Source organism: Enterococcus sp. OL5 (genome assembly GCF_006491895.1).
GTDB classification, from domain to species: Bacteria; Bacillota; Bacilli; order Lactobacillales; family Enterococcaceae; genus Enterococcus_D; species Enterococcus_D innesii.
This window is the reverse complement of sequence record NZ_VHIL01000004.1, coordinates 19,030-30,854: the sequence shown is the minus strand read 5'-3', so window position 1 is coordinate 30,854 and position 11,825 is coordinate 19,030. Positions and strand designations below refer to the sequence as shown.

Here is an 11,825-nt window from a genome sequence, read left to right as displayed (position 1 = left end):
TGCAGATGCACAAAATTAAATTTATCACATTCTAAGCAATTAGCCAACACTTGCTTGGTTACGTTTTTATTAAGTTCTTTACTGATCCTGTGAAGAGATGACAGAAACAGAACAAAAAAGACTTTCCAAAGAGGACCTTTGGAAAGTCGATAAAACCTTGATTATTCTAAGAAATCTTTCAATTGTTTTGAACGAGATGGATGGCGTAGTTTCCGTAACGCTTTTGCTTCGATCTGACGAATCCGTTCTCTCGTTACCCCAAAGACTTTGCCGACTTCTTCTAATGTCCGAGTACGACCATCATCGATTCCGAAACGCAAGCGTAGCACGTTTTCTTCACGGTCAGTCAACGTATCCAGTACATCTTCTAATTGTTCTTTCAAAAGCTCATAAGCCGCATGCTCTGCTGGACTTGTGGCATCTTGGTCTTCAATAAAATCACCTAGATGAGAATCATCTTCTTCACCGATCGGTGTTTCTAATGAAACAGGTTCTTGAGCGATCTTCAAGATTTCACGAACTTTTTCCGTCGGCAGATCCATTTCTGCACCGATTTCTTCAGGTGTCGGTTCGCGTCCTAAGTCTTGCAATAATTGCCGTTGGATACGAATCAATTTGTTGATGGTTTCTACCATATGCACTGGGATCCGAATGGTGCGGGCTTGGTCAGCGATGGCACGGGTGATTGCTTGACGGATCCACCAGGTCGCATACGTCGAGAATTTGAACCCTTTGCGGTAGTCGAATTTCTCAACGGCTTTCATCAAACCCATGTTTCCTTCTTGGATCAAATCAAGGAATTGCATTCCTCGACCTACATAACGTTTGGCAATACTAACGACCAAACGTAGGTTGGCTTCTGCCAAACGCTGTTTTGCTTCTTGGTCGCCTTCTTCGATTTTCAGTGCGAGAGCCACTTCTTCTTCTGCGGTCAATAGTGGCACCCGACCGATTTCTTTCAAGTACATCCGAACGGGATCATTGATTTTCACACCAGTCGGTGCAGACAGATCTTCTTGAGGTTGGGTTTCTTGTCGTTTTTCATTACTCTTTAAACTATGGACTGAAGGCTCTCCATTTTCATCCACGACACTGATGCCTGAATCCTCCAGTTTTTGAATTAGTTTGTCCATTGCATCAGCATCCAAAGTATACGGCGTTGCTAAACGATTCGTAATGTCATCGTAAACAACTTGCCCCTTTGTTTTGTTTTCTCGGATGTATTCGGCAACTGCTTTGTCATACGTTTTTTTTGTTTCTTCTGCCATGAAAGAAAGCCCCTTTCAGTTCGCTATTTAGCTTGTTTCAACCGTTTGGTCAAATCAATGATTTCGATCGCTAGTTCAAGTTCTAATTGCTGGTTTCCTTTTTGTCTTGCTTCTTGCTGCTGGATTCGTTTTTGATTGATTTCTTCAGCAATGCCCGACTTTTGAAAGACCTGCAGAATGTCCTGAAATTCTTGTTCAGTCCCTTCCTCAGAAGCTTTAAGATCTGCAATATCGATCACCATTTTTTTCATTGAATCTTCTTTTAAAAAATCTAAGAACTTTGCTAAAACAAAGTGTTCTTCTGTTTCCATATACGCATCAAACAGCAGATACAGCTGTTGATAACGATCGTGGATAAAGGATATGCCACTCGCTCGAAAGCGATGATTTAATGTACTGTCATGAAACAAACGGTACAATAATAATTCTTGTGCTTTTTCTACCTGTGTTTTGGGCTGCTGCCGCGTTGGCGGCGTAAAGACCACAGGATTATCTGCTGGCGGTGGTGGCGCTATATCTTGCATCGGCCGCTGTTCTTGCCGATTTTGCTTGAGTTGCTGCTGCAGGGTTTCACGACTCAAATTGAACTCTGTAGACAGCTGGGTCAAATAACGGTCTTGCTCCAACAAAGAATCCACACGCTGCAATTCATTTAACACAACTTGGACATAGTCCAATTGTTCTTTCTCATTGGCTAAATTGCGATTCGTCCGATGATAATCCATTTTGAATGCAAAAACCGTTTCTTTGCCGTGGACAGCTAATTTATAAAAAGCTTCTGTCCCATATTTGCGCAAATACTCATCTGGGTCCATCCGTTCCGGTACTCGAACCACCGATAGTTTCAAACGGCTATTGTTTTGCAAAAGATCGATCCCGCGGTTCGTTGCTTCAACCCCTGCACTATCTCCATCGTAACAAAGAATCACTTCTTGTGCCACTCGTTCGATATGGGCGATCTGCTGATTGGTTAAGCTGGTTCCCATTGAGGCGATCCCATTTTCGATTCCTGCCTGCCAAGCGGCGATCACGTCCATAAATCCTTCAAATAAATACACTTGGCCATCTTTGCGCATCGCACGGCGTGCTTTGTCAAAGTTGAAGAGAACCTCGCGCTTGTTGAAAAGGATCGTTTCAGGACTATTTAAATATTTCGGCTGGTCTTGATCACCAACTTTTTCGCTTGCCAGCCAACGACCAGAAAAACCAATCGTTTTTCCTTGAGGATTACGAATCGGAAACATGATTCGTTGGTAAAAGCGATCCGCCAATGAACCATCGTTTCGTTGAACAAAGAGCCCTGTATCAGGAAAAAATTCAGCTTTGGCTTGTTCATTCAAAAAGACTTTCTCCAAAAACGAGCGTTCGTTCGGCGCAAAACCAATATTGAATTCTTCAATCAATGCCATCGTCAATCCGCGATCCAACAAATAATCAAGCGCTTCTTGTCCAGCAGCCGTATTCACCAACATGTGATGATAGACCTCGGCGGCTTTTTCATGCAGCGCAATCAGTTGACTCGTTTGTGAGGTCGCCTCATTGATACCTTCTGACTGTTGATATTGCGGATCAAGAGGAATATCGTTCATTTCTGCTACTTTGACGACTGCTTCAGGAAAACTGATGCCTTCAAGCTCTTGTAAAAAACCGTAAACATTTCCCCCACGACCACAACCAAAACAATGAAAAATTTGTTTGTCTTCTGCAACGGAAAAAGAAGGTGATTTTTCATTATGAAAGGGACACAAACCAAAATAATTCTTTCCGGATTTCTTTAACTGGACATACTGTCCCACGATATCAACAATATTGCTGCGTTCGCGAATATCGTCAATGATCGTTTGAGGAATTCGTGCCATCCACTCACCTCCATTTGGTAAGTATTCATCGTTTACTAGGTAAAAAAACGCACTAATAGGTATCAGTGCGAAGAATAATTAGACAGAATCACTCATAATGATTTTACCATATTCTATTTGTATTTCAAGCTTTTTTTGCTTGCGTTGTTTCTTGACGATCAAGAAAAAAACCGCGCCGTAACGTCGATTTTCCACCGGTTCATTTTTATTAGATCCGCATAGAACATATTGCCGCCATTGTGATACAAATGACCGCCATTATAAAAGACCGATTGGATGCCCCAATAACGATAGGTTTGTTCTGTATCATTGCCTAACAACGGGGATAAAACCTCTCTGGAGTATGTTTCAGCTAATTCTAAGGTGTTCACGCCACCCCGTTCAGCGACATAATCAATATAATCTGTCCCAAAATTATAAGCCTGGACCGCGGTCCAAAGATCACAATTCATTTGCTCTGCTTTTTCGATCAACTCGGCTAAATAAGAAACCCCTTGTTCGATGCTTTGTTCTGGCGTATCAAATTGATTTTGTTTTCCATATACACTTTCAGAACTTTGCATCGGGTCATTGCCTTGTCCTTTTGACTCCGTCAGCATGATACTCATTGCTAAAGACTGATATTCAGAGATGTCGTGGGCTTGTGTCTGCTGTGCGATTTCCTCTTCATACGCATAGACAGCTTTCAATGCCGTGTAATTCCGATAGCCCCAAACCCCTGCTCCGATCAGCAGCAGCAAGAGCGCAAGCTTCAGTACAAATCCTAGGAAACGTCGAATTTTTCTCATCAAATACATCCCATCTTTTCTAAGTCAGAATCTATCGTACTATGAAATGAACAGGCTGACTAGAATTTTTTCTCTCCTAAAAAATCCTTAATAAAATCACAAGATTATTTAGAAAAAAACAAGCAATCCTAAGCTGATGGAGGGATTGTTGATGGTTTGACATGAAAAAGGAAACAGTGCTCCTTCAGATAAAGGAAGCACTGTTTCACTGATTTTTATTTTTCGATCGTGGTCACGATACCAGAACCAACTGTTCGTCCACCTTCACGAATGGAGAAGGTCGTTCCATTTTCCACAGCGATTGGATGGATCAATTCCACATCGATCGTTACGTTGTCACCAGGCATAACCATTTCCGTTCCTTCTGGTAAAACGATATTCCCAGTTACGTCCGTTGTACGGAAGTAAAATTGTGGGCGATAGTTATTAAAGAATGGGGTATGGCGACCGCCTTCTTCCTTTGTCAACACATAGACTTCTGCTTGGAATTTCGTATGTGGTGTGATGGAACCTGGTTTTGCTAACACTTGTCCCCGTTCAATTTCATCACGGGTGATTCCCCGTAATAATACCCCTACATTATCACCAGCTTCGCCAAAGTCCATCGTTTTACGGAACATTTCTACTCCTGTTACGACTGCTTTTTGTGTTTCAGGTTTGATTCCGACGATTTCTACTTCATCACCGACTTTTACTGTTCCGCGATCGATCCGACCAGAAGCAACGGTTCCCCGTCCAGTAATTGAAAAGACATCTTCGATTGGCAACAATAATGGTTTGTCAGTATCTCGTTCAGGTGTTGGGATATATTCATCTACCGTATCCATCAGCGTTAAGATCGCTGCTTCTGCTTCTGGATCACCTTCCAAGGCTTTTAAAGCAGAGCCTTTGATTACAGGAATGTCATCACCTGGAAAATCATATTCAGTCAGCAATTCTCTGACTTCCATTTCAACTAAATCGATCAACTCATCATCATCGACAAGGTCCGTTTTATTCAAAAAGACGATCAAATGTTTCACACCTACTTGACGAGAAAGCAAAATATGTTCCCGTGTTTGTGGCATTGGGCCATCTGTCGCTGATACGACCAAGATTGCGCCGTCCATTTGGGCAGCCCCTGTAATCATATTTTTCACATAGTCCGCATGTCCTGGTGCATCGATATGGGCATAGTGCCGTTTTTCTGTTTCATATTCTACATGGGCAGTATTGATAGTGATACCACGTTCGCGTTCCTCAGGAGCCGCGTCGATACTTGCGTAATCTTGCGGATTGGCAAGCCCTTTTTTCCCAAGAACTGTGGTAATAGCAGCAGTCAAGGTTGTTTTCCCATGGTCAACGTGTCCAATTGTTCCGATGTTGACATGGGGTTTGCTACGATCATAATGTTGTTTTGCCATATTGTTTCCCTCCTAGAGAAAGTTGAGTCGCTGTTTGACTCGAATCATATTTTTGCGATTTACGCTTCCAAATTCATAAGCCTCAACTTATTTTTTGTAAGTTTAAATCTACTCTTATTATAGGTCAAAATTAGTCAAAGTCAAGTCAGAGGACTCAGCTCCCAATCCCTAAGAATTTCTTTGCTTTTTAGCGATCTATTGGACGTAGGACAATTTTTATGAATAATAGAAGATGAGGTGAGAGATGTGAAGAAAATCATGGCAGCGCTGGTTTTTACAGCAATTTTCCTTGGGGGCTGTTTTGCTACTTATCATTATTACTATGGTGGAAATGAGTACTATACAGTCATCACGGATGCCGGCGAGCACGATACAGAAATTAGTGATAACGGGGTTGCCGAAGATGTCTACCGTTACACACAAGACGCTTACAGTTCCTCTGGAGAAGTCAAAAGGGTCAAAATGAATGAGCACCGTTCCGCTCCTTTAAGAGAAGGTGCCTATTTAAAATTATTGGTCAATCCTAATAAAGGTGTTCTGAGCTGGGAAGAAGTTTCTGAAGAAGACGTTCCTAAAGCCGCCCTTGAGAAACTGACCGATCAATAATTGCTGATATTGATCAAAGATATCCAGAAAAAAGCAGAGACTCCTCATTTCTTAAAGAGGAATCTCTGCTTTTTTTTGTTGTTCTATGTTGTTAGCTCCGTATCATCCCCACAGAAGCCTCTTCTCCTACATCCGATTAATTACTTCTTCTACATTTTTGATCGTTACAGAAATCGTTCCGTCTGGGTTATTGATAAATTCAATCAAATTTGGATCTCGGTAGACATCCAAAGGAACGATCAATTCGATCCCGTTAGATAATTTCAGTTTTTGTTTCCCAAATTTTTTCTCCGAAATCTCACGGACATCCCGCATCATTGGCGCCTGATTGACGAATCCTTTTTCAGCCACTTCTTCTTGAAAAGAAAGCTGAGCGGTAATATTGTCTTTAAAGACTTTTTGCGCTACTTCGCTGACATCGATATGACCAGATTCTTCGATCGTGTCGTAGACCGCTTCTTTTAAATCGGCAACAACGTTATAGGTAGGTGTTTCAAACTTCTGCCCAATTTTTTCCGCCACTTTTTTGATGACTTTGACGTTTTCTTCTAACGAAGGAATCGGTTCGGCATCAATGACTTTCGTTGAAAAGTAAGCATATTTTTCCCCTGAAAAGCTATATTTCTTTTCAATCAGTTCAAAGTCTAAGCTCTCCACATCAATTGTGATCCCTTCATCGGCCTTTTGGGTTTTACCTGCTAGTAAAGCACGATGCAAAATCAAATTGTTTTCGATCCCAGCTTCCCCATTATCAATAAAATGCGTATAGCCGTCTTGATAGTTGACCTTCAAAAATGCCAACTGCATTCTTGTATCAAATTCATACAAGACGACAAAGGCATCCGCACTTGGTGCATCTTCACTTTCCTTGTAGGCTTCATACCACCGTTGGACGATCGCTTCACTGGCTGCGACAAAATCATCAGGTGCTTGTTTGACCAGTTGAGCGATCGTTGATGTTTCGAGTAAACGCCCTGTTTTGGTTTGCGGTGTTGCAAGTTTCTGTATTTTTTTCTTCAAATAATCACGAATGTATTCCGTTGTTAAATCAAGTTCAACTTGTGAAAAAACCGGATCGCCTGTTTGACGGTCCACAATGTGTAAAATCGCATGTTTCAAATAAATATCCATTGGTTACGCTCCTTATCCATTTGTCTAGTGTACAAAATAAATAGGCGAACTGACAAGAGCGAATCGGCATTTTCCTTCAACAATCGCTTTCTTTTTAAAAGGTGCAATCATTGGAAATTCCTGCCTCGTCTGCTAAACTAAAGGTATCACAGAAAACGGAGGAATGAACATGAACAGCTATACGTTATCAAACAATGTGACCATCCCTGAGCTAGGCTTTGGCACATGGCAAACACCAGACGGCGACGTTGCCGTAGCATCAGTCAAAAAAGCACTGGAAGTAGGTTACCGCCATATTGATACAGCACAAGGCTATAAAAATGAAGCCAGTGTTGGTCAAGCGATCAAAGAAAGCGGCATTCCCCGCGAAGAGCTTTTCTTGACTACAAAATTGTGGAATGCAAACCATTCCTATGATCTTGTGATGTCTTCTTTTGAAGAGTCCTTAGAAAAACTACAAACAGACTATATCGATCTTTTCTTAATCCATTGGCCAAACCCAGTAGCCTTTCGTGACAACTGGCAAACAGCGAATGCAGAAACATGGCGCGCTTTTGAAGAATTGTATCAAGCAGGCAAAATCAAAGCGATCGGCGTCAGCAACTTCTTACCACATCATTTTGAAGAATTGAAAAAAACAGCGACCATCTTCCCAATGGTCAATCAGATTTTCCTTGCACCTGGCGAGTTACAAGAAGAAGTCGTGACCTATTGCCAAGAACACGATGTATTGCTTGAAGCATATAGCCCATTAGGTACCGGGAAGATATTTGATGTACCAGAAATGAAAGCATTAGCTGAAAAGCATCAAAAATCAATCGCTCAAGTTGCATTACGCTGGTCTTTACAACATGGTTTCTTGCCATTACCAAAATCAGTCACACCAAGTCGGATCGAAGAAAACATCCATGTCTTTGATTTTGAGCTATCTGAAGAAGACATGAAAACGATCGATCAATTAGATGGCGTCGTTGGGAAAGCGACCAATCCAGATACGACAGGGTTTTAATTTTACTCTCTATAAGGAGAAGCCTATGAAGACAACTGATTTGATTCACCTCTCCCCTGCTGTTCAAAAAGCCTTACATGCTGATTTTGTTTTTCTTGTATGGCCAGACAAAGTCCAACATTTTCCGGCACGTCAATGGTCAACCAGCGACTATCAGCAGATGCTAGCTGAGAAACTCACTGGAGAGATATGCTTTTTTCTTTGGGAAAACTACTTAGTCGCCACTGGAGACAAGGAGCTTTTGATCCTGATGCCTAAGTACCATCAAATCAATGATCTAGTAGAAACGCCAGCGCCGCTTCTTTAGCAGCGCTGGCGTTTTTTCAGGAAGTATATAATTTTTTTTGTATTTTTCATGAGAATCACTGTTCTTTTCTGCAAATTTTCCTTATAATCGATAGTGATCGAGAGGAGAAGATTATGAAAAAGAAACAATTAGCAAAATTGAAACAACAATTCCGCCCGTCTTATGAAACAGCTCGACAACAGTTGTTTACAGCGATCGAGCGCAAAACAGCAGATAAGTTCGACCTTCCGACAACTGTTTATATCAATCCTAAAAATCACGAGGAATTATTGATTGAATTGTTGAAGGAAACACCAAAAGAACAAAAAATCGCTGTTCCTTTAGATGAGAACTTCAAAATCGTCGTGAAACGAATCCAACGCTTAGAAGCTGGCTTACTTGATCGTTTCAGCGATAACTTAGTCGATGAAATCGCCGCCTACTGGTTGCCGACCAATACACAAGTAAGTGCGACGCCTGCTTCCGCTCCTGTCACAGAAACAGCAGAAGTGAAGGAAGAATCAACACCAACCGAAACGGCTGCACCAACTAAAGAAGTAGAAAAATCAGCGGAATCAACGGCTGATGATTCTGACGAATCCATGACTTTTTCAGCATTTGCCGAAAAAATCGCAGCATTCCCTAAATTTTCTGCAAAACAATCTTCAGGAGAAACGATCGTAATCGAAGCTTCCCCGAAAGAAGATCGTGTTCTAGCAACAATTTCTGAAACAGAAAGTGATACTTTTACTATCGAAACCGCGCTAGAACGCAAATACAAAGTAAAATTAGAAGTCATTCCATTGATCGAGGCGTATGCCCACACGGCGATTTCTAAACGATAAACAAAAGGTTCTCTAGGAATTCCCTAGAGAACCTTTTTTAGTTGCGTATTTCTGTTAAAAATTTACGGGCTTGCTCCTGATTCATTTGACTCGCCGCTCGCAGCTTAGCTGCCAGCTGCTCGATCTCGTTTCCTTTTGCCCCAACTGAAATAGCTAATGAACGGGCTTGCATGCTCATATGGCCTTGCTGAATCCCTTCTGAAACCAATGCCCGCAAAGCTGCCAGATTCTGAACCAACCCGACACTTGCCGCCAGCGAAGCTAACTCACTCGCCGTTTCAACACCAGTCAGTGCCAACGCCGCTTGGGCTTTCGGCAATACTTTCGTCGCCCCCCCGACCGTGGCGATCGCCAACGGCAGTGTAATACTGCCGATCAGTCGGTCTTCAGCGATTTTCCAAGAAGTTAAGCCTTGCACCCGACCGTTACGTGCGGCATACCCATGACAAGCAGCGGAAAGTGCGCGGGTATCATTGCCGGTAGCCAAAATCAGTGCTTCGACACCATTCATGATCCCTTTGTTATGGGTAGTCGCTCGATACGGATCAATCTTAGCGAAATCAGCTGCATGAACGATTTTTGTTGCGACTTGTCTGCCATTTCCGGTCTTGCTTAGTTTATCAAAAGGTACGGAGCAAGTGGCTGTCACTAACGATTCCGTAGCAAGATTGCTTAAAATACTAAAGAGAATTTCTTCTTCTGGGAACCACTTCCGAAAGAGGTCGGCTACTCCTTCTAAAATCGAATTGATGATGTTGGCGCCCATGGCATCTTTGACATCAACCAACAAATCGATTGAGACATAGGTTGTTGCTAATTCAGATTCTGCTGGGGAGAAGTTCCGACCAATCACTCGTCGCAGTCCTCCGCCGCGTTTTACGATCGAGGGATATGCCTCGTTCGCCACTGCAAAAATCGTTGCTTGCTCTGTATTGACTTTTGCCAAAAGGGCATCTGGGTCTTGAACACCCATAAAGACGATCTGTCCTCGAAGCAAACGTTCTTGGCTAGTTGTTGTAATGGGACCAGCCATTTTGGCACCGTTGCTCATCGCTGCAACCACAGAGGGTTCTTCTGTGGCTAACGGGACATTGTATAACTTGCCATTCACCTGCAGATTCACCCCCACGCCTAAGGGGATTTCCACTTCACTGATCTGGTTTTCGATCAAGTGATTGGCGGTTTCCTTGTCTAATGCCATTTCTTGAAAAACCAAGGATTCGGTTGCCGCGATCGCCCCTTGTGCTTCGAGAAAGGCTAGCCGTTCGTTAGGCGTAAGGGCGTAGAACTTTTTTTTTTTCTGTTTTTTCTGATGCTGACTCCTCATGAAAATCAGTTTGACTTGATGTGACCAAAGGGTTTTCTAACAGCATCGCTAGCCCTAACCCACCACCGACACATAAAGAGGCGATCCCATAGCGCTCTTGGGTGTCTTTTAGCTGATAAGCGACCGTCGTTGCGATCCGAGCGCCAGTCGCGCCAATCGCATGGCCAAGAGAAATGCCCCCGCCGTAACGGTTGACTTTCTTGGGATCCAAACCAAGTTCACGTTCTACTACAATTGAGGAAGCTGCAAAGGCTTCATTGATTTCAAAAATACCGATCTCTTCAATCGACAGTGCTTGCTTTTTCAGCAAAGTATCGATTGCTTTGATTGGTGAGATTCCCATGATCTCTGGAGCAAAGCCAACTTCAACGATCTCTTTGATCACTGCCAGATAAGGAACCTGATGCTCCTCACAGTAGCTTTTTGAGGCGATCAAGACCATGGCAGCCCCATCATTGATGGTTGAGGCATTCCCAGCAGTCACCGTACCGTCCTTTTTGAAAACCGTTTTAAGTTCAGCTAATTTTTCGACCGTCGTAGCGGCGCGAATGCCTTCATCCTGTAAAACGGTCCCTGACTTTTCAGTCAAAGGTACGATCTCTTGCTCAAATTTCTTTTCTGCTTGTGCCTTGGCAGCTTTCATTTGGGAGTGGTAGGCAAATTCATCTTGTTCTTGTCGCGTGATGCCGTATCTTTCTGCAACAGTTTCAGCCGTTAAGCCCATCGGTTTGCTGCTAAAAGCATCCGTTAAGCCATCATGCATCATTGTTGATATTGGGGCTGAATACTGATCTTCTGCCTTGTTATAATAACTGAAAAGCGGCGCATTCGTCATACTTTCAATCCCACCAGTCAAAACGACGGATGCCTTGTTTAACTGAATTTGCTCCATGCCCATTAGAATCGCTTTCATTCCCGAACCGCAAACTTCGTTGATCGTTGAGGCTGGGATATCTGAAGAAAGTCCACTTTGCAGGGAAACTTGACGGCTTGGATTTTGACCACTGCCTGCTTGTAGGACATTTCCGATAATCACTTGTGCGATATGTTCTTTTGCTTGTTGGTTTCTTGCCAACAAGGCTTTTGCAGCAACTGTTCCTAATTCTACTGCTGAATATTCTTTTAATGACCCATGGTATTTGCCAATTGGCGTTCTTAGTGCGTCGATAATGACAACTTCTTCCACGTACGTCACCTCCTCTTGAAATATATCATTAAATCCTCCAAAAAAGAATACCCCACATCAGCTTGCTGCGCCCTTTTCTACTTTCTTTAATAAAGTTTAAATTCTAATCAATTCTTT

The 11,825-nt window shown here is 42.7% G+C and carries 9 protein-coding genes and 1 pseudogene; 4 read left to right on the top strand and 6 right to left on the bottom strand.

All coding sequences use genetic code 11. The features are described from left to right. Window positions 1–161: 161 nt before the first annotated feature. From rpoD to tuf, 4 genes are all read right to left on the bottom strand, one after another. Window positions 162–1,268: an RNA polymerase sigma factor RpoD gene (gene rpoD / locus FJU10_RS05985; RefSeq protein ID WP_005229298.1), complete on the bottom strand. Its 1,107-nt coding sequence runs from the start codon at window positions 1,266–1,268 to the stop codon at window positions 162–164. A gap of 23 nt (window positions 1,269–1,291) precedes the next feature. Beyond that, complete coding sequence (gene dnaG / locus FJU10_RS05980) at window positions 1,292–3,127, bottom strand: DNA primase (RefSeq protein WP_140965397.1); 1,836 nt, start codon at window positions 3,125–3,127, stop codon at window positions 1,292–1,294. Window positions 3,128–3,285: 158 nt separating this feature from the next. Further along, window positions 3,286–3,915, bottom strand: coding sequence for a lysozyme family protein (locus FJU10_RS05975; protein WP_077452682.1), 630 nt, complete (start codon window positions 3,913–3,915; stop codon window positions 3,286–3,288). A 215-nt stretch (window positions 3,916–4,130) separates the two neighbouring features. After that, entirely contained in the window at window positions 4,131–5,318 is a 1,188-nt protein-coding gene (gene tuf / locus FJU10_RS05970) for an elongation factor Tu (RefSeq protein ID WP_005237121.1), read from the bottom strand. Window positions 5,319–5,564: 246 nt separating this feature from the next. Here tuf and FJU10_RS05965 point away from each other — a divergent pair, with 246 nt between their 5' ends. Next, window positions 5,565–5,924: a YxeA family protein gene (locus FJU10_RS05965; RefSeq protein ID WP_140965396.1), complete on the top strand. Its 360-nt coding sequence runs from the start codon at window positions 5,565–5,567 to the stop codon at window positions 5,922–5,924. Between the two features lie 126 nt (window positions 5,925–6,050). On the opposite strand, the gene FJU10_RS05960 is transcribed toward FJU10_RS05965, so the two are convergent. Beyond that, on the bottom strand, window positions 6,051–7,055 hold the full coding sequence (locus FJU10_RS05960; protein WP_140965395.1) for a nucleoid-associated protein: 1,005 nt from the start codon (window positions 7,053–7,055) through the stop codon (window positions 6,051–6,053). 163 nt (window positions 7,056–7,218) lie between these two features. Here FJU10_RS05960 and FJU10_RS05955 point away from each other — a divergent pair, with 163 nt between their 5' ends. From FJU10_RS05955 to FJU10_RS05945, 3 genes are all read left to right on the top strand, one after another. Then, window positions 7,219–8,064: an aldo/keto reductase gene (locus FJU10_RS05955; protein WP_005229282.1), complete on the top strand. Its 846-nt coding sequence runs from the start codon at window positions 7,219–7,221 to the stop codon at window positions 8,062–8,064. Window positions 8,065–8,089: 25 nt separating this feature from the next. After that, the gene (locus FJU10_RS05950; RefSeq protein WP_140965394.1) at window positions 8,090–8,371 is read left to right on the top strand and encodes a hypothetical protein; all 282 of its coding nucleotides are present in this window, start codon (window positions 8,090–8,092) and stop codon (window positions 8,369–8,371) included. Window positions 8,372–8,484: 113 nt separating this feature from the next. Next, window positions 8,485–9,195, top strand: a complete 711-nt coding sequence (locus FJU10_RS05945) for a hypothetical protein (protein WP_140965393.1) — start codon at window positions 8,485–8,487, stop codon at window positions 9,193–9,195. 37 nt (window positions 9,196–9,232) lie between these two features. Here the strand turns inward: FJU10_RS05945 and FJU10_RS19005 are convergent. Further along, a pseudogene (locus tag FJU10_RS19005) lies at window positions 9,233–11,708 on the bottom strand (hydroxymethylglutaryl-CoA reductase, degradative). Window positions 11,709–11,825: the final 117 nt, after the last annotated feature.

What these genes read in the sequence shown, in the direction of transcription:
- rpoD (WP_005229298.1), bottom strand. Translation starts at nt 1,268, where the DNA reads ATGGCAGAAGAAACAAAAAAAACGTATGACAAAGCAGTTGCCGAATAC.
- dnaG (WP_140965397.1), bottom strand. Translation starts at nt 3,127, where the DNA reads ATGGCACGAATTCCTCAAACGATCATTGACGATATTCGCGAACGCAGC.
- FJU10_RS05975 (WP_077452682.1), bottom strand. Translation starts at nt 3,915, where the DNA reads ATGAGAAAAATTCGACGTTTCCTAGGATTTGTACTGAAGCTTGCGCTC.
- tuf (WP_005237121.1), bottom strand. Translation starts at nt 5,318, where the DNA reads ATGGCAAAACAACATTATGATCGTAGCAAACCCCATGTCAACATCGGA.
- FJU10_RS05960 (WP_140965395.1), bottom strand. Translation starts at nt 7,055, where the DNA reads ATGGATATTTATTTGAAACATGCGATTTTACACATTGTGGACCGTCAA.
- FJU10_RS05955 (WP_005229282.1), top strand. Translation starts at nt 7,219, where the DNA reads ATGAACATGAACAGCTATACGTTATCAAACAATGTGACCATCCCTGAG.
- FJU10_RS05950 (WP_140965394.1), top strand. Translation starts at nt 8,090, where the DNA reads ATGAAGACAACTGATTTGATTCACCTCTCCCCTGCTGTTCAAAAAGCC.
- FJU10_RS05945 (WP_140965393.1), top strand. Translation starts at nt 8,485, where the DNA reads ATGAAAAAGAAACAATTAGCAAAATTGAAACAACAATTCCGCCCGTCT.